This window comes from Parapedobacter sp. (assembly GCF_035556095.1).
Taxonomy (GTDB): domain Bacteria; phylum Bacteroidota; class Bacteroidia; order Sphingobacteriales; family Sphingobacteriaceae; genus Parapedobacter.
In genome coordinates this window covers 429,050-447,021 of the sequence record NZ_DATMFT010000021.1, presented here as the reverse complement: position 1 = coordinate 447,021, position 17,972 = coordinate 429,050, and the positions used below count along the sequence as shown (strand labels likewise).

General features: G+C 49.2%; 15 protein-coding genes and 1 tRNA gene. 4 read left to right on the top strand and 12 right to left on the bottom strand.

Going from position 1 to position 17,972, the window contains the following annotated elements; genetic code table 11:
- Positions 1–58 precede the first annotated feature (58 nt).
- The 9 genes from VNQ80_RS12325 to VNQ80_RS12285 all read right to left on the bottom strand — a co-directional run bounded on the left by VNQ80_RS12325 (position 59) and on the right by VNQ80_RS12285 (position 11,725).
- A tRNA-Leu gene (locus tag VNQ80_RS12325) sits at positions 59–143 on the bottom strand.
- 69 nt (positions 144–212) lie between these two features.
- Positions 213–1,115: a sugar phosphate isomerase/epimerase family protein gene (locus tag VNQ80_RS12320; protein WP_325638991.1), complete on the bottom strand. Its 903-nt coding sequence runs from the start codon at positions 1,113–1,115 to the stop codon at positions 213–215.
- 26 nt (positions 1,116–1,141) lie between these two features.
- The gene (locus VNQ80_RS12315) at positions 1,142–1,870 is read right to left on the bottom strand and encodes a (Fe-S)-binding protein (RefSeq protein WP_325638989.1); all 729 of its coding nucleotides are present in this window, start codon (positions 1,868–1,870) and stop codon (positions 1,142–1,144) included.
- Entirely contained in the window at positions 1,867–3,171 is a 1,305-nt protein-coding gene (locus VNQ80_RS12310; RefSeq protein ID WP_325638987.1) for an MFS transporter, read from the bottom strand. The genes VNQ80_RS12315 and VNQ80_RS12310 overlap by 4 nt, the downstream gene beginning before the upstream one ends.
- Positions 3,172–3,382: 211 nt before the next feature.
- A complete protein-coding gene (locus tag VNQ80_RS12305; RefSeq protein WP_325638985.1) occupies positions 3,383–4,381 on the bottom strand; it encodes a sugar phosphate isomerase/epimerase family protein in 999 nt (332 codons plus the stop codon).
- 24 nt (positions 4,382–4,405) lie between these two features.
- Complete coding sequence (locus VNQ80_RS12300) at positions 4,406–6,118, bottom strand: RagB/SusD family nutrient uptake outer membrane protein (protein ID WP_325638983.1); 1,713 nt, start codon at positions 6,116–6,118, stop codon at positions 4,406–4,408.
- Between the two features lie 42 nt (positions 6,119–6,160).
- Positions 6,161–9,712: a TonB-dependent receptor gene (locus VNQ80_RS12295; protein WP_325638981.1), complete on the bottom strand. Its 3,552-nt coding sequence runs from the start codon at positions 9,710–9,712 to the stop codon at positions 6,161–6,163.
- Between the two features lie 324 nt (positions 9,713–10,036).
- On the bottom strand, positions 10,037–11,089 hold the full coding sequence (locus tag VNQ80_RS12290) for a FecR family protein (protein WP_325638979.1): 1,053 nt from the start codon (positions 11,087–11,089) through the stop codon (positions 10,037–10,039).
- A 69-nt stretch (positions 11,090–11,158) separates the two neighbouring features.
- Positions 11,159–11,725: an RNA polymerase sigma-70 factor gene (locus VNQ80_RS12285; protein ID WP_325638977.1), complete on the bottom strand. Its 567-nt coding sequence runs from the start codon at positions 11,723–11,725 to the stop codon at positions 11,159–11,161.
- A 173-nt stretch (positions 11,726–11,898) separates the two neighbouring features.
- Between VNQ80_RS12285 and VNQ80_RS12280 the strand changes: the two genes are divergently transcribed.
- The 4 genes from VNQ80_RS12280 (at position 11,899) to VNQ80_RS12265 (ending at position 15,199) form a co-directional block, all read left to right on the top strand.
- The gene (locus VNQ80_RS12280) at positions 11,899–13,056 is read left to right on the top strand and encodes a PQQ-dependent sugar dehydrogenase (RefSeq protein WP_325638975.1); all 1,158 of its coding nucleotides are present in this window, start codon (positions 11,899–11,901) and stop codon (positions 13,054–13,056) included.
- A gap of 161 nt (positions 13,057–13,217) precedes the next feature.
- Positions 13,218–14,342, top strand: coding sequence for a cyclic dehypoxanthinyl futalosine synthase (mqnC, locus tag VNQ80_RS12275; protein WP_325638973.1), 1,125 nt, complete (start codon positions 13,218–13,220; stop codon positions 14,340–14,342).
- Positions 14,343–14,918: an SMC-Scp complex subunit ScpB gene (scpB, locus tag VNQ80_RS12270; protein ID WP_325638971.1), complete on the top strand. Its 576-nt coding sequence runs from the start codon at positions 14,343–14,345 to the stop codon at positions 14,916–14,918.
- A gap of 92 nt (positions 14,919–15,010) precedes the next feature.
- On the top strand, positions 15,011–15,199 hold the full coding sequence (locus VNQ80_RS12265; protein ID WP_325638968.1) for a hypothetical protein: 189 nt from the start codon (positions 15,011–15,013) through the stop codon (positions 15,197–15,199).
- Between the two features lie 140 nt (positions 15,200–15,339).
- On the opposite strand, the gene VNQ80_RS12260 is transcribed toward VNQ80_RS12265, so the two are convergent.
- From VNQ80_RS12260 to prmA, 3 genes are all read right to left on the bottom strand, one after another.
- The gene (locus VNQ80_RS12260) at positions 15,340–15,678 is read right to left on the bottom strand and encodes a helix-turn-helix transcriptional regulator (RefSeq protein WP_325638966.1); all 339 of its coding nucleotides are present in this window, start codon (positions 15,676–15,678) and stop codon (positions 15,340–15,342) included.
- A gap of 80 nt (positions 15,679–15,758) precedes the next feature.
- Positions 15,759–17,117 carry a UDP-N-acetylmuramate--L-alanine ligase gene (locus tag VNQ80_RS12255; protein ID WP_325638964.1) on the bottom strand — a complete coding sequence of 453 codons (1,359 nt, stop codon included), beginning with the start codon at positions 17,115–17,117 and terminating at the stop codon, positions 15,759–15,761.
- A 5-nt stretch (positions 17,118–17,122) separates the two neighbouring features.
- Entirely contained in the window at positions 17,123–17,965 is an 843-nt protein-coding gene (gene prmA / locus VNQ80_RS12250; RefSeq protein ID WP_325638963.1) for a 50S ribosomal protein L11 methyltransferase, read from the bottom strand.
- Positions 17,966–17,972 lie beyond the last annotated feature (7 nt).

Below are 17,972 nucleotides of genomic sequence, written 5' to 3'. Positions count from 1 at the left end.
GTTACAGCTGTTTTTGAAAAATCCCCGGAGACGCTAAATCTCCGGGAATCAATTTTCGTACCTGGAGCGGGAATCGAACCCGCACTCCCTTAACGGGAACAGGATTTTAAGTCCTGCGTGTCTACCAGTTCCACCATCCAGGCAACATGGCTTCGTTTTTTCAGACCGCAAACTTAGATAAATTCGCTTTTATATGCAATTATAATTTATAACTAACTCAACTCCGCTCCTACTCGCTCCAGCAACCGTTTGGTCGCCTTGATACCTTCTTCCTCGCTCAACTCGCTTCCCTCATATTCGATACCGATATACCCACGATAACCCGCATCCTTAACGAGCTGGAGCATTTTCCGGTAGTCGATATTCACTTCGTTACCTTGCTCATCAAATACATTCGCTTTTGCGCTTACACCCTTGGCAAATGGCATTAGGTCCTTCACCCCTTGGTAGCGGTCGTACTCGTAGAAGTTCCCGAAATCCGGCAAGCTACCGCAGTTACGCTTACCCACACCCTTCAATACAGCGCTCAGCCAGTCACCATGTGATGATATGCCACCATGGTTTTCCACGATTACGTTGATGTCGTGTTGCGCAGCAAATTCGCTCAATCGTCCCAGACCATCGATGGCCGCAGCTTTCACCTCTTCTGGTGTTCCTTTTCCGGCGGCATTCACCCGTATGGCGTGACACCCTAAAAACTTCGATGCCTCCACCCATTTGTAGTGGTTCTCCACCGCTTGGATGCGTTCTTTGTCGTCGGTCGATCCCAATGGTCCTTCACCGTCGATCATAATGAGCACATTGGTAACACCATAGTCCTTGGCCCGTTGGTTCAGGTCGCCCAAATAAGCTTTATCCTTCGCCTTATCCTTAAAAAATTGGTTGACATATTCCACCGCATGGATACCGAACGTTTCTGCGGCGGTTTTCGGAAAATCGAGGTTGTCCAGCTTCCCATCAAACAGTGTTTTGTGCAAGGACCACTCCGCCAATGAAATATCGAAGAATAACTTCTTGTTCGTTACGTTTGCCAACGATGTGCCCAATGCAGGCAGTACAGATAGGCCCAAAGCTCCTACCCCCAGATGTTTCAAAAATGATCTTCTATCAGTCATATCGTTAAAGTTAGTGATACACGCTTTTAAATGTTTGCCCACCCGCTAGCTAACACATCTACCAAGTGCACAGTCTTAATGGCCAAATTGTGCTTATCGATATATGCTTGCAGGTGCAACAGACAAGAGGAGTCCGTGGAAATGATGAAGTCTGCTTCCATTTCTAGTGCATGGTACACCTTCTGCTCGGCCATGGCACTCGATATCGCATCGAATTTAACGGCGAATGTGCCACCGAACCCACAGCAGGTGTCGGTATGTCGCATTTCAACCAAATCCAGTCCCGCAACGTTACTGAGTAGCTGCCTGGGCTCATCCTTTATGCGGCATTCACGCAATCCCGAACAGGAATCGTGATAAACCGCACGCCCTTCTAATTCAGCTCCAAAGTAGTCCTTTTTCAATACATTCACAAGGAAATCGGATAGCTCGTGGATATTCCCCTGGATAGACCGGCATCGATTGTGCACCATGGTATTCGTAAACAGATCATTATATGCATTTTTCACCATGCCTGTACACGAAGCCGATGGCGACACGATTACGCGGTCATCCGAAAAATCATGTAAAAATTTGGTGCCGATCTGCTTGGCTTCATCCCAAAAGCCCGCGTTATACGCTGGCTGCCCGCAACACGTCTGCTGTGGATTATAAACGACCTTACAGCCCGCTTTCTCCAGCACCTTTACGGTGTGGAATGCCGTTTCGGGAAATAGCTGATCGATGAAACAGGGAATGAACAACTCAACGGTCATGCTGCGGCGGCTTTTTTTAACATCAACATCCTAGATAATAACACCAACCCCAACACAAAAAACAGGCCTAAACTCAATGCCGAATAGCGAATATTACGGGTAATTTGTTCGATAAGTGCAAAGGAAAATAGCCCAATGACGATGGCGACCTTCTCAGTAACATCATAAAAACTGAAAAAGGAGGCCGTATCGGTCTCGTTAGCAGGCAGCAGCTTCGAATAGGTGGAGCGCGAAAGCGACTGTATGCCCCCCATCACGAGCCCCACCAGCGCCGCCAACACGTAAAACTGGACTTCATGTTGGATGTAATATGCTGAAATGCATATCCCGATCCATACACAGACCACCAACATGAGCACGCGCACGTTGCCGATAAAGCGGGCCAGCAACGACATGAGGTAGGCACCGCCTATTGCCACCAGTTGAATCAGCAATATCGTTGCAATCAACTTGGGGGCACCCAGATGCAAAACTTTCTCACCAAAGGCCGCCGCCACGATCATGACGGTTTGCACCCCCATGGCATAGCAGAAAAAAGCCGGCAGAAAACGCTTGATTTCCGGTATTTCCCGTAGCCGTACCCACACATCCCGGAGCTCGGCAAATCCTTTCCGCAACACGTGTCCCGTTACACGCCCGTTATTCCGAGCGTCTTTCGGCAGCTTCAAGAAAGGTATCTGCGCAAAGCCGATCCACCACAGGCCAACCAGCAAAAACGATAGCCGTGGCGGAAAACTGGGGTCAGTAATGCCAAACCATTCCGGTTTGAGGATAAACACGAAGCAGATGATCTGAATGGTAACACACCCTACATAGCCATAGGCAAATCCTTGTGCGCTTACGCGGTCCTGTTGGTCTACCGTGGCAATCTGTGGAAGGTACGAGTTGTTGAACAACACTCCCCCTACATACCCCATAGCTGCCAAGGTAAAGCAGATGATTCCCCATTCGAGCGTTTCCAGCGTGAAGAAAAACAACCCCATGCAGGCTATCCCCCCAAGGTAAGTGAATGCCATCATAAACGTCTTTTTGTTGCCTTTGAAGTCGGCCACCGACGACAATATCGGCAGCAACAGGGCCATGATGAGGTAAGCAACCGACAGCGCAAAGCTGGAGAGTGCGGTATTGACCACCTCTATACCGAAAAAAGTAACACGATCGCCATGAGCTTCGGTAAAGGTAATGGCAGTATAATATGCCGGGAATATGGTCGATGTGATGACCAGGTTATATGCCGAGTTGGCCCAATCAAACATAGCCCACGCGCGTATCGTGGGTTTATCGTTTTTAAGTATTGTCATTCTTACGTTGAGCAGGCTAAGATAGGAAATAGTTGATAAATTATGGTGCCAAACAAACCTATCCGGCATTTGGACGGTTTGAATCCAAATTTTATTCGCAGAGGGGAAACATGACGGCATAAAAAGGGTGCCTAAGAGCGAAACTCCCAGACACCCTGCCATCGCATCTATGGCATTGTTCTAATAGGTAGTTGACATTGTTCTAATAAGGCTATACCAACCCATTACCGATGCGCTCAAGCATCGCCTTGGTTTTCGTTATCCCTTCATTAGCCGTAAGGCTGTGTCCCTCGTACTCGATACCCACGTAACCGGTAAACCCTGTATCTTTCACCATGCGCAGAATACGCCCATAATCGATACTGGTCTCATCACCGTCGGCATCAAAATCATACGTCTTGGCACTTACCCCTTTAGCGAAGGGCAATAGTTCTGCCGTACCTTGGTAGCGGTCATATTCCTCCAAGCATTCCGTTGCCAGATAGGCTTCAATGGTCTGTTCCAGTGGTTCGGTGCGCTTGATGCAGAAATTGCCGGTATCCGGCAGTGTGCCGCAGTTGGAAAGCCCTACGGTTTCCATCACCCCCTTCAGCCACTTGCCGTCAGACGAGTAGCCGCCATGGTTTTCTACAATGACGGAAATGCCGTAGTCGCTGGCAAACGTGGCGAGCGCGGTAAGGCTTTCGGCAGCACACCGGGCCACCTCACCGGCCGTGCCCTCCCCTGCTGCATTTACACGGATGGCATGGCATCCCAAAAACTCAGCCGCTTCCACCCACTTGTAATGGTTTTCCACCGCTGCCTTCCGCTGAGCCGCCACGGTATCACCAAGGTCTCCTTCACGATCACACATGATAAGCACGCTGGTGATGCCATAGTCGTTGCACCGGGTTTTAAGTTCACCAAGGTATGCCTGATCGGTAGCCTTGTCCATAAAAAACTGGTTGACGTACTCAACGGCGTCGATGCCGAAATTTTCCTTGGCATACAGCGGAAAGTCGAGGTGGTCGAGCTGTCCGCTGAAAAGCACGCGGTTCAACGACCATTCGGCAAGTGATATCTTAAAAAACAGCGCATCGGCGCCCGTCGTCTCCTCCCGCGTTCCCGTGGCGCTGCCATTACACGAAAGTAAGGGCGACAGGAGCGGATACGCCGTTGCCGCAGCAACGCCCATACCCAATTTCCTAACGAATCTCCTTCTCGAATTCATGGTATTATTCGTTTAATTCCGCACCTAGTTTTGCTTCAACGCGCCCGCGCTCCGATCAATCTGATCTTGCGGAATGGGGAAATGGTGATTCTTCTCGGTAAAATCGAGTCCACCGTACGAGCCAATCAGACTCCCTTCAAAGTCGGAGTAACTTTCCAGCACCTGCTCAGCAATACCCCAACGCACCAAATCGAAGAAGCGGTGCCCTTCAAGCGCGAGTTCTAGGCGGCGTTCGAAACGGATGGCATCCATTGCGTACTCCTTACTGGCGAATGCCGGATAAGGCTTTACATCGTAAGCAGCCACAGGATCACCGCCAACCGACTTGCCAGGAAGTTTGGCCGCCCGCGCCCGCACATTGTTTACCCGAGCCAATGCATAAGCCAAATCACCTGTTTCAGCCGCACATTCGGCTGCCATCAAGTAAACATCGGCTAGTCGGATGATATTTACATTTAGCGAAGTGACGTAGTTAACACCACCGGACTGCGTATTACCGGGAAAATCAGCTTGGTCAATCATGTGTTTATAACCAACAAAGGGTCCCGAAAACGCGGGGTCGCGCAACCACGCATCACCGGGCATAACACCCCAATCGTGGTAAGGCACACCCCTGCGCCCTACCGTATAATCAAGCCGCGGATCTACAGCAAGCGCATTATCTACCATATAATTGGTCTTAGCATCGCCCGCAAGGCCAAAATCTGATGTATATGCATTTGTGCGGAAAGAACCATCAAGCATGGGTAAACCCTGCGAAGTGACCCGGAAAGCATTGACCAGGTCAAAACTAGGATTGAAAAAACCGCAGCAGTTTGCCGGGGCCGACCCATACAAGCCACCTAACATATCGCCCACGTTGGCATTGTCGCCACCGCCATCGGGATTGATGGCGTGTTGAACGGCTAAAATGGATTCCGGTCCGTTTTCTGTGTTCACATCGAAATTATTCAGGAATGGTATGCCTTCCAAGTCGGGCCGCGCAGCGATAACTTCTTTAAACAACACCAATGCTTCGGCGTATTGCTGTTGGTACAGGTACACCTTACCGAGATACGCTTTTGCGGCAACTTGGTCTACGCGGCCAACATCGCCCAACGGCTTGCCATCCAACGGTAGGTTTTCCACAGCAAACTGGAAATCGGCCTCGATCATTGGTAAAACGTCTACATCGTTAGCAACGTGCGCCGCATCCGCAGTAGAGACGGTCTCGTCTATGTAGGGGATATTTTTGAACACACGCCAAAGGAAAAAGTAATAGTGCCCCCTGAGCATCTTGGCCTCTGCTTCAACTTCTTTGGCCCGTTGGTCCGTAAATTTATCCGTGGCGGTTTCCTGCACCGCCTGGAGCTGCCGGAGCGTCGTGTTGCAACGGGTTATCCCTTCATAGTAATTGTTCCACATGGCAGATAAATGCTCATTCACGCTGATTGCTGTATGCATTTCAATATCGAACAGCACGGCTTGGTCTGCCAATTCGCTGCCTTTATGTGCATTATCGGCGGCCACCTCGCCAAAAAGCCATTGGCTGGGCGCCGAAGCGTAGTTGCCCCATGTTCCGTTCCGGTTGCCGTTCATCAGGCCGTACGCTCCCGTAAGCAGCCATTCAACCGCCTTGGTATTTTGAACCTGCTCATCCGCCAATTGGCCTTGTGGACTTCGCTCCAAAAAGCCTTCGTTACAGCCGCCGATACCTAACACCACGATTAATGCGGATATCTTATAATATATGCTCATCGTTGAAAAATTTTATGGTTTGAAATATGCTAATACCGTTCGCTAAAAAGTAACACTTAACCCCAGGAGATACTGCCGTGGCACAGGGTATACCCCCATATCCACCCCCGGAGCAGTGAAATCAGATGTATATTGGCTCACTTCGGGATCCATACCACTGTAGCCGGTGATAGTAAATAAGTTGGTCACGCTGGCGTACAGGCGTAGGTTGGATACCTTTCCGCTGAACATCCGCTCGGTAGGGAGTGTATAGCCAACCTGCAGGTTCCTCATCCGGAAAAAACTGCCGTCTTGCACGTAGTAACTGGACGATTGGTATTCGATCGTTGGTGCGTCGGCATTCGGCGATGGCATCATGCTAGTTGGGTTACTCGGGCTCCACGCATCAAGCACACGCGTACTCACGGCACCGGGAAATGCATAAAAGTCTGTATATTGGCGGGTAAGATCAAACAGATCATTGCCCTGCGAGCCATTGAAAAACATACTGATGTCAAACCGCTTATAAGCTGCGTTTAAATTAAGCGAATAGATGAAATCAGGATGCGGATTACCGATGACCGTCCGGTCGGCCCCATCGATGACACCATCGGGCGTGCCATCCGGGCCCGATACATCGGCAAATTTAAAGCCCCCCACCCTAGCACCGTCATACGACGCACTATTAGCAATGTCGTCGTCGTTCTGGTAAATACCCGCTACCCGGTAGCCGTAAAATGCACCGAATGGGGCGCCCGCCTTCAATACCGAGGTGGTCACCCCGCGGAGCGTCAAGTAGGGCTGCTCGGTAACGGATGGTGCCAGTTGGATGATATCGTTGGAATATTTGGAAAAGAAAGCCCCCACATCAAACTGGAATGCTTCTTCGTCCGTACCCGCTGTATAATGGTAATTCAAAGAAATCTCGAAACCGGAATTCTGGATATCGCCGGAATTGATAAACGGCGAAGCACCAGTACCTACGGCCGCCGAAGGCTGCGGAACGGGGTAAAGCACCCCTTCTGTCTGCCGATCGAACCAGTCGATCGCGCCGTCTATCCGATTATTGAACAGCGTGAAATCAATGCCAACATTCACGGACCTGGCCTCTTCCCATTTGACGCCCGGATTGTCGTAATTGCTTGTCCACAATCCGCTTGACAGTTCATTACCTCCACCGATGGGGTAAAAAGAGTCGTTAATTCCCGATGCGTATCTTCTCAGGTATTGAAAGGTTGGGATGCGCTGGTTACCGGTAACACCATAGCCTGCCCTGAATTTCAAATCATCCAACCAAGTAACAGTATTCATAAAATTTTCGTTGGAGACCCGCCACGCCACACTGGCCGCGGGGAAAGTGCCATAGCGGTTTTCCGGTCCGAAATTGGAAGATCCATCGCGACGTACCGTTGCTGATATTAAGTATCGATCGGCAAACGAATAGTCAACCCGGCCGAAAATAGAGAATAGCGACCCTTCGGACCCCGTGCTTCCTGCACTAGTGGTCGCCGCCGTATTCAAATAATAATAATTCAGGTCGCCCGCAATGAAAAATTCATTTCCATCACCATTCAACTGGTGCCATGTCGATTCCACTGCTTCCGTGCCCAGCAGTACGGTGAGATCGTGTAAATCATTGAACTTATTTTTATAGGTGGCCGTATTAGACCACGTCCATTCGGAGTTATATCCTTGGTACTCACCGAGCGTGTTATTGGTGAAGCTACCCTCAGAGCGCTCCGGATTGGGGTAGCCGATCGAAACGCCGTTATAGTTTTCATAACGCAAACCGAATGTGCTTCGGAAATTGAGCCCTTTTACCAACTCGATGTCGGCAAAAGCACTTCCAAAAAACTGGCCGCTTTTGTTTACGTTGTCTTTGGCACGGTATAATACCGCCAACGGGTTATCGGCGTTACCCATTTTATTGCCACGGGTACCGGCAAAATTGCCCATGATATCGTACACCGGGATAATGGTTTGTATCCGGTAGGCCCACCCGATGGGCGATCCTTCTCCTTGGTAGTCGCCCGATCTATTTTCATTTACGCCAAACCCATGGCCGCTGGTAAATGAATATTGCATGTTTTCACCCAACGTAACCCGGTCGTCAAAAAAGGAAAACTGAGTGTTGCTACGGATGGTAAACCGCTCAAAGCCGGTGTGCTTGAATGTCCCATCCTGTTTAAATGCGCCCCCACTTATCGCATACGTCGCGTTCTCACTACCGCCCAATATGCTCAGCTGGTAATTTTGCATCGGTGCATTTCGGGTGATGGCATCGAACCAGTTCGTACCGGCATGGTTGGCCTTGGTAATCTGGTAAAATTGAGCGGCATCCATAGCATAGTTGTACTTGGTAGGATCGGCATCGGCGGCAGTAACCTCATGCCCGGTGGCAGAGCCCGCTAAGAGGTACTCCGGCAACGTGGGACGGTCCGGGTCAGACCCATAATTCGTACCGGTGGTTTCACTGGTACCAGGCGCTTTAGCCGGATCTCCGGTATTCTTAAAACGTTCATAAACATACTCACCAAACTGCTGTGGATTCAAAAACTCGGGAAAACGGCTGCGGTTGGGTTGCTGCGTGCCGTAATAGATATCGAAGGTAATCTTTGGTGCGCCTTGGACGCCTTTCCGGGTACTGATGATCACCACACCATTATTGGCACGGGCGCCATAAATAGAAGCTGCCGAAGCGTCTTTCAACACCTGCATACTTTCAATATCGTTGGCGTTCAGCCAGCCCAACTTACCCTCATAGGGCATCCCATCGATGATATACAATGGATCGTTATTGTTAATGGTACTGAACCCCCTAATGCGTATCTGTGGCGTGGCACCAGGCGCGCCATTATTGATGATTTGTACCCCGGTTGCTTTCCCCTGCAGGGCCTCAATGGGGCTGGCTGCTGGCTGCTGTTTAAGGTCTTTTACATCCACCACAGCAACCGAACCCGTCACATCTTTTCGAAGTTGAGTGCCATACCCCACTACCACGACCTCGTCCAGCGTACTAAGCGATGCCTGCAGGGCGAGCTCATAAACACGGCGGTTACTATCTACCACAAACTCTTGGGCCGCAAACCCAATGTAGCTAACTTCTACCGTCTCATTTGGCATCACCGCCATCGAAAACTGGCCATTGTCATCCGTGCTGGTACCTCGGGTGGTGCCTTTTACCTTTACTGCTGCACCTAATATCGGTCTGCCATTGCTTGCGTCTGTAACCTTACCGGTAATGGTGAGCTCCTGAAAAACACTGAAAAGGAGTATCTTATCATGTTTCATTTTATAATCGATGCCTATCGGCTTGAAAACCTCATTGAGCACCATCGACAGGTCACCGTACAGCGGCGTCACCTTGATTTTGCGGCTGGTCTTGATGGCCGAAGAGCTGTAGATGAAATGCGCGCCGGACTGTTTCTCTAGTATTGTTATCAGCTCTTTAATGGTGGTACGTTTGCCAGATAATTCAATTTTGTTATCAAGCGCACCTTGCGCATCCACCTCAGTAGCATGGCTCGTAAATACAATAATCGAAGTAATAACGGCATATAAAAAGGTAAGTCTCATCGCAGTTTTGGTTAACGCAATAATTCGATCTTTTTTCATACTTTTGAAAAATTTATAGTTCGTTAAACGTTTTTTTGGACTGTAAATAACTCCGGACCACATGTGATCCGGGCTACTGCCGGCAATACCCCCATATTGCCGGTTTTTTTTGTTAAGTGTTTAATTTTTTCATCGCTTTTAATTTTTTTCTCCTGTAACGACGAGGCTATGCAGAGTTAATCGTTTCGCCGTGTGATTTTCATGGTCGTTTATTGGGTTCAACTTATTGGTAGCTGTGGGCAACACGTAGGGTTGCTTGCAAAAAAGTCACGTTGGGGCTTTATGCATAAATGTGTGTTTAATGTGTTTGGTTATCAATCGGGTTCAATCATAGTCAGTGTGTTTATGTTTCAGAAAAATGGTGGTTCCAACTACCTCGTAACGCGTGTCGGTAACCGTGCAGATGATATCCAGTTGTTTAAAAAGTCCAATCCCACTGATGTCGCCGGTAAATGTGATATGCGCCAACCCATTGTCTGCCACCACATCCAGCGCATACAGCTCGCTCAATGTCTCTGCCAATGAGGTCATTGGAATATCCCGAAATGTTTCATTCCGTATCGCATCCACACGGTCCCGTACCGGCAACGGATTTTCGGAAACCGTCTCTTCCAAATCCTTGGCCAATAATACCGCCCGTTGGTTCGTCGTGAGGGATGCCTTTTGGGGGGCGGATAGTATTCGCCTCACCATATTGCGCCGACCGACATTATAAAACACATCTACCTTTCCGGAATACACGATTACCTCGCCTTTGGCATTTCCCTTGGGGGCCTTAATCTTGAATTTAGTACCCAACACTTTGGTAATCATCCCTTCGTGGAACACCCAGAACGGGTTTTCGCTGTTGGCCGCTACCGCGAAAAATGCATCCCCGATCAGCCGGACTTCACGGCCATGTTCGCTGAAGCGTTTCGGGTATTGAAGCTGCCCTCCCGGATATAGCTCTACCAGCGATTCGTCGGCTAGAATAATGTTCATACGGCGATCGGTATCGTTTTTTACCACCACAATATTGCCATCCGCTGCAACATCGGCAGTAAACGAAGGCGCTATCGGATAGCAAACTACACGGAAATAGGCGATTGTACCCACAGTGATTAACAGCGCAACGGATGCTGCTACCATTAGGTACCGAACATACCGCGACTTCAAGAACCGCTGACCATTCAAGGTCGCCTCTGCGCTATTGTTGACCTGTCCATGGATCTTTTGCCACATCGCATCTTCCAGTGCATCTAAATTCGAGGTGCTGATTTCATACTTATCATCCCTTTCCAATAGGTGATACCAATGGTCTACCAACCGTTCTTCGGCGGGAGTACACCGGCCGTCAATGTAACGTTGCAACAATTGATGAAAACTTTCCCTCCCCATATTACGCAGGCGTTTATAGTCCGTTCAATAAGGTAGTCTGTCGAACTGGTACAATCCCTAAAAATTCACTTAAAAAAGTTCCTGGAAAAGAAAAAGGAGGGCAAGAAAGTCTTTTAAGGCAATTCGTAATGTCTTCAGTGACTGTGTAATATGATATTCAACAGCTTTTTCAGATAAATTTAGCTTATTGGCGATTTCTTTGACCGAATAATACTCAGCGCGGCTCAATGTATAAATGGTTTTGGTTTTGGGCGGCATCATTGCAACGCCTTTTTCAATAGCCTCGTTGAGCTCCTTTATTCGCATAGATGCGTCGACCGGATTTGGCGACTCCTGTTCGTCTTGGAGTAGATGGAGCGCATACGTCTGCGCGTGAAGCTGCGACTTCAGATAGGTAATAAACCGGAAACGTACTGCGGAAAACAAGTATGCACCTACATGTTGCACATCGAGTGATTTCCGCTTCTCCCATAGCGACACGAATACATTTTGCGTAATGTCTTCGGCCAACGTCTCATCTCCCGAACGACGCACAACCTGCACATAACAACGTCGCCAATACCGCCGGTACAATTCCTCAAAAGCGATCTGGTCGTCGTTGCGCATCCGACTAAGCAACTCCGTGTCTGTATCCATCGTGGCTTTGTTCAACAGGGTCCCTTCGTTAATTGGTTAATACAAACGTAATGATTCGGTTACACTAATACAAGCATTTTTCGAATATTTGCCTGTAATTGCTGCCGTGAAACTACTTTTCGGCGAAAGCTCGGACATTTCCTATCTTTGAGGCGCAAAGGCATTACAACGAAATGAAAGGCAAGAAAACACTCCTGCTATGTAGCACACTCGCCATCGGCACCATATTTTTACGCTGTACAGGCAATGACCAGGATGGCAGAAATGCCGCATCCCAAACTGGGCAGTCTGTGTCTTCAGAAAAGGGTACCTTTTACATCGACACCCTGCATTCGGGTCTCGACAATCCATGGGGCATGGCTTGGCTTTCGGATGGTACAATGTTGGTTACCGAACGGAAAGGGGAAATATTGGTATTCAAAAACGACCGGTACACAGGCGAGAAACTGGAAGGGTTGCCCGCGATCTATGAACACGGTCAAGGCGGGCTGCTCGACATCCAAGCTCATCCGGACTACGCAACAAACGGGTGGATTTATGCAACTTATGCTAAACCGGGGCCAAGTGGCGGCAGCACGGCCTTGATCCGGTTCCGCTTGGCGGACGCAAAAATCGCCGAATTGGAAACCTTATACCAGACCACGCCGCTATCTGACGCACGCGTACATTTCGGCAGCCGAATTGTTTTCGATAACGCGGGTTACCTCTATTTTAGCACCGGCGAACGCGGTATAAAGGAAAACGCTCAGAATCTGGCAAATGATATGGGCAAAATTCACCGGCTGCACGACGATGGGCGCATACCTGCCGACAATCCGTTTATAGACACTCCCGATGCCAAGGCGAGTATTTGGTCATATGGGCACCGCAATGTACAGGGCCTAGCATACGACAGCGCAGATAACATGATCTACGCCACCGAGCATGGGCCGCGCGGAGGCGACGAACTTAACCTCATCGAAAAGGGGAAAAACTATGGCTGGCCAGTCATTACCTATGGAATCGATTACAGCGGCGCCATTATCTCTGAGCTCACTGAAAAGCAAGGCATGGAACAGCCTATCCATTATTGGACGCCGTCTATCGCCACCTGTGGATTGCTGTTCTATACAGGCGACCAATTCCCCGATTGGCGGGGCAATCTGTTTACGGGTGCGTTGGCTCTGATGCATGTAGCCCGAGTGGAGCTCAAAAACGGTAATTATACCCACGAGGAAAAACTGCTCCAAAACATCGGTCGGGTAAGGCATATCGCGCAAAGCAACAACGGATACATTTATGTGCTCACGGAAGGCCCTGGCATGCTCCTCAAACTGATTCCGACGGAATAAAACCCAGCGCATTTCCGATACCTGCTGCAGTTATCAAAAACGGCGTATATTCCTTCTATTTAAGTCGCTCCGCTATGGCAGAAGAGAGATCGCCAAAGTCGCTTTTTTATTCAGCACGATTATAATTGCATATAAAAGCAACTTTGTCTAAGTTTGCTATCATGAACGTGGACAAATTGCTTAGCCGGGCCTTAGATTTTGAGTTTCTCTCAATCGACGAAGGCGTATACCTATACCACCACGCCCCTATCGCTGATCTATCATACGTGGCCAACACGCTGCGGAAAATACAAGTGCCCCACGGTAAGGTGACCTGGCAGATCGATCGGAATGTCAATACCACCAATGTGTGCATAGCCAACTGTAAGTTCTGCAATTTTTTCCGCAGGCCTGGCCATGAAGAGAGTTATATCACCGATATCGATACCTACAAGCGTAAAATCGAGGAGACGTTCCGCTATGGCGGCGACCAACTGTTGCTACAAGGCGGGCATCACCCCGAGCTGGGCCTGGCATTCTATGCCGACCTATTCCGGGAGCTGAAAACATTGTACCCGCAGCTAAAGCTCCACGCTCTCGGGCCACCCGAAATTGCGCATGTTGCGAAACTAGAAGGCATACCTCACCTTGAGGTGCTGCGCACGCTTAAGGAGGCTGGCCTCGACTCGCTACCCGGCGCCGGGGCGGAAATACTGAATGATCGCGTACGGCGCCTCATCTCAAAAGGGAAATGCGGTGGGAAGGAATGGCTAGACGTGATGCGGGCTGCCCACCAGGTGAATCTCCCGACCTCGGCAACCATGATGTTCGGGCACATTGAGACGATCGAAGAACGATTCGAACATCTCGTATGGATACGCGAAGTTCAGTCTGAACGGCCGGATGGCGCGTACGGCTTCATTGCTTTTATCCCCTGGCCGTTCCAAGACGATGGCACATTGCTCAAGCGCCTCCGGGGCATAACCAACAACGTAACCGGTGAGGAATACATCCGCATGATTGCGCTGAGCCGGATTATGCTGCCGAATGTTAAAAACATACAGGCTTCATGGCTTACCGTGGGGAAAAGTGTTGCACAGCTATGCCTACATGCGGGTGCCAACGACTTCGGGTCGATCATGATCGAGGAGAACGTGGTATCAGCCGCCGGGGCGCCGCATCGGTTTACATCAAAATCCATACAGGATGCCATCCGGGCCGCCGGGTTTGAACCGCAATTGCGTACACAGAAGTATGAATTTAGGGAAATACCCCAAGCGATGGAAGAACAGGTCATCGATTATTAAATGGGAGCGGAAAATAGCGAACAACTGAGCAGGCACGTTGAAGCGCTCATCTATGCTTCGGAATTAGGTATCGGCATCACTGAAATCCAGCAGGTTCTCACTACACTGTACGATATGGAAATTGCTGAGCAGGCCATCATCGATGCAATCAACACCATCGAAACCCGCTACCAGCAAGACGACCGGATACTTGAATTGCGATCCATCAACAACGGATATCAGTTCCTTACCAAACCGGCATATTACGACACCATCAATCAACTGCAGGCCCACCGTTCGAAGAAGAAACTTAGCCCGGCGGCACTAGAAACATTGGCTATCATCGCCTATCGGCAACCCATTACCAAACTGGAAATCGAGCAGATTCGCGGAGTCAATTGCGATTACTCGGTGCACCGTTTGCTCGAAAAGGAATTGATTAAGATTGCGGGGAAGGCTGATACGTTAGGAAAACCCCTATTATATGCCACAAGCGACCTGTTTATGGATCATTTCGGCATAGCCACAACGTCCGACCTACCGAAATTGAAAGACATTATACAGGAAGACAATGCAATCGGCGATACGGGCGATTAACATGCCGATATATTTTTTTTAAAAAATATGCTTTGAATTAAAATCTTGCTATTTTTATCCTATAAAATAACATAGTATCTATTCACATGATTATGGAAACGCCAATGATGCATGACACTGATTTAGCGATGTTGGAGGACGACATGCTGGTCGCGCTTGACAGGGGTCCCGATGACGACGAAGATTCGGAGGACCTTTTCGATGACGAGGATGATTTCGAATTGGATGAGTTTGACTCGTTGGAAGAGTTTGACGACGATTTTGACGATGACGATTACTGATTTAAAACCCTCATATTTGAAGAAAACCAATACCCAACAACGCAACCAGCTGGATAGCTAAACGGCAATCGTATAACTATAACCAAGCCCGCTTCATATCGATAGGTTTATGCCACGACATGGACGGGCTTTTTATGCCACTATGCCATCGTGTTTTTGTGCAGTACTTCATATAGGTCGATGACCTTCTTCTGCAGCTCGATAACCTCCGCCTCGCGTTCCGCAAGTTTCCGCTTAAGTGCCGACAATTCCGCAGTGTGCTTTTTTTCCTCTTCCGAATCGGTTTCTGATAGCAACTGAACAATGGAAAGATCGAAAAGACGGGATATTTGATCCAAACGTGACAGGTTAACGTCCGTAATCCCAGTCTCGATCTTCGAAAATGCCGGGATGGAAATATCCAACCGCTTAGCGACATCCTCTTGGCTCCACCCTCTCTGGTGTCGCAAAAGTCTGATTTTTTTTCCTAATGTATTCATTGGTAAGATGATATAAAGAAAATCGCAGCGCCAACGTAACCACGACCGTTCCCTAAGGGAGTCGAATATAGACAAATTTATTATTTGTATAAAAACTTATCTGCAAAATTAACAAGATTTATACCTCCGTAATTCCCCGAACTCATAAATAGTAGGTTCTTTCCGATGGGCGATAAGTCATCCAGGTATTGTGTCATCCGATCGATACCATTCAAATAAACAAGGTTGGGCTGATTGAACGCTTGCTTCAGCGTGGCTTCAGAAATTGATTCGGCGTTCCGCTGCTTCAATGCCTCTTGATTGATGAATACCGCAGGATATTCCGCCTCCTGCATCGTATCGCGGTATTCGTTCAGATAGGCTTCGTTCAGGCTACTATAGGTATGCAGTTCGATGATCGCTACCAATGCTTTGTCGGGGAACTGTTCTTTAAGCGCATGTATGCTGGCGCGCAACTTCACTGGGGTATGCGCGAAATCTTGGTAGACTACGCTGTCGTTATCGCTGGCTACATATTCCAATCGGCGCGTCGCTCCCTTGAACTGCCGGATAGCAGCATAAAATTCATCGCGTTCAACACCCAACCATTCGCAAACGGTAAACGCCGCGGCTATATTGGAAAGGTTGTGTTTGCCGAATACCTGCAACGGCACATCGCCGATGTGCGTATGCATATACGTGATCCCCTTGTTGATGGTATACTCAGGCGTCCGGTAGCCGTGTTTGTTTATTTTGGATTGGTCTTCCAACACCAACTCCTGCAACGTCTTGTCTTCTTTGTTATAGACCAATGTACCTTTCGGTTCAATACTCTTGATAAATAACCTGAATTGGTTCACGTAATTTTCGAATGTGGGGAACGCATTCACATGGTCCCACGCTACACCACTTATAAGCGCAATATGCGGTTTATACAAGTGGAACTTAGGCCGCTGGTCAATGGGCGAAGCGAGGTATTCATCTCCTTCGATGATAATGAGGGGCGCGTCTTTCGTTAGCCGCACCATCTGTTCGAAATCGTCGAGCTTTGCACCTACCAGAAAATCGAAGTCGCGACCGATTGATTTAAGCACATACATGATCATGCTCGTAATCGTCGTCTTCCCATGGCTGCCCCCAACCACTACCCGGGTTTTCTCTGCGGCCTGCTCATAGATAAATTCCGGATACGAATAGATACGTATGCCCATCTCCTGGGCTTTCTTCAACTCCGGATTGTCTTCCTTCGCATGCATCCCCAAAACCACCGCATCGATGTCTTCCGTAATGCGTGCAGGGTCCCAACCCGGTTCAGGCAGCAGGCCCTCTTTCTCGAGATTGGTGCGCGACGGCTCGTAGATATGGTCATCAGAACCACTAACGAGGAATCCCTTTTTCGCCAGCGCTATCGCGAGGTTGTGCATGATGCTACCCCCGATGGCTATGAAATGTACTCGCATACCTGTTATTCCTTTATAAACCGTGCGGCTACCCACCCATCCAAGACTTCGTGACTTTCATACCTCAACCCTTGGAGCTGTGCGGCATCACTCAATACGTCCAAATCATGCCCTTCGTAAAAACCGCTCATATATAAAATACCGTTTGCCTCCAGCGACTGCGTATACGCTTCCAATTGGTGCAGCAGGATGTTGCGGTTGATATTTGCCAAAATCACGTCAAACCGGTGTCCCCTTATCAATTCCACGGAACCACATTCCGTTACAATATGGGCTGCCTCGTTCCGTATTTTATTCTCTTCGACACTGGCCGCGCACACGGGATCATTATCGATCGCCAAAACCTGCGCCGCCCCCAGCTTAGCCGCCAATATAGCCAAGATGCCCGTGCCGCATCCCATATCCAACACCGTCTTTCCCTCAAACGTTTCCGCCAACATTTGGCGCATCATCAGCGAGGTGGTTTGGTGGTGCCCGGTGCCAAATGCCATTTTCGGATCGATGACAATTTCATAGGGATATTCGGGTGCGGCAGCATGAAAAGTAGCCCTCACATAACACTGATCGGCTACGACAACCGGCTCGAAATTTCGCTCCCACACGCTGTTCCAATTCTGCGGTTCAATTTCATTGACTACATAAGATACCTCGAAGCCGACCGGCTGGTGGATCAGCAACGATTCCAATGCGGAGCGGTCGAGCTGCTCCGATGCGATATAAGCCGCAAACCCACGGTCCTGGACCTCGAACGTATCGAAGCCCATATCACCGAGATCACTTATCAGGATGTCCTGATGCCAATCTTCGCCTCCCGTGCAGGAGAAAACGACTTCACTGTACCTCATCATGGGTCTG

Coding starts and splice junctions, on each gene's coding strand:
- VNQ80_RS12320 (WP_325638991.1), bottom strand. CDS start 1,115: ATGACTGATAGAAGATCATTTTTGAAACATCTGGGGGTAGGAGCTTTG.
- VNQ80_RS12315 (WP_325638989.1), bottom strand. CDS start 1,870: ATGACCGTTGAGTTGTTCATTCCCTGTTTCATCGATCAGCTATTTCCC.
- VNQ80_RS12310 (WP_325638987.1), bottom strand. CDS start 3,171: ATGACAATACTTAAAAACGATAAACCCACGATACGCGCGTGGGCTATG.
- VNQ80_RS12305 (WP_325638985.1), bottom strand. CDS start 4,381: ATGAATTCGAGAAGGAGATTCGTTAGGAAATTGGGTATGGGCGTTGCT.
- VNQ80_RS12300 (WP_325638983.1), bottom strand. CDS start 6,118: ATGAGCATATATTATAAGATATCCGCATTAATCGTGGTGTTAGGTATC.
- VNQ80_RS12295 (WP_325638981.1), bottom strand. CDS start 9,712: ATGAAAAAAGATCGAATTATTGCGTTAACCAAAACTGCGATGAGACTT.
- VNQ80_RS12290 (WP_325638979.1), bottom strand. CDS start 11,089: ATGGGGAGGGAAAGTTTTCATCAATTGTTGCAACGTTACATTGACGGC.
- VNQ80_RS12285 (WP_325638977.1), bottom strand. CDS start 11,725: ATGGATACAGACACGGAGTTGCTTAGTCGGATGCGCAACGACGACCAG.
- VNQ80_RS12280 (WP_325638975.1), top strand. CDS start 11,899: ATGAAAGGCAAGAAAACACTCCTGCTATGTAGCACACTCGCCATCGGC.
- mqnC (WP_325638973.1), top strand. CDS start 13,218: ATGAACGTGGACAAATTGCTTAGCCGGGCCTTAGATTTTGAGTTTCTC.
- scpB (WP_325638971.1), top strand. CDS start 14,343: ATGGGAGCGGAAAATAGCGAACAACTGAGCAGGCACGTTGAAGCGCTC.
- VNQ80_RS12265 (WP_325638968.1), top strand. CDS start 15,011: ATGGAAACGCCAATGATGCATGACACTGATTTAGCGATGTTGGAGGAC.
- VNQ80_RS12260 (WP_325638966.1), bottom strand. CDS start 15,678: ATGAATACATTAGGAAAAAAAATCAGACTTTTGCGACACCAGAGAGGG.
- VNQ80_RS12255 (WP_325638964.1), bottom strand. CDS start 17,117: ATGCGAGTACATTTCATAGCCATCGGGGGTAGCATCATGCACAACCTC.
- prmA (WP_325638963.1), bottom strand. CDS start 17,965: ATGATGAGGTACAGTGAAGTCGTTTTCTCCTGCACGGGAGGCGAAGAT.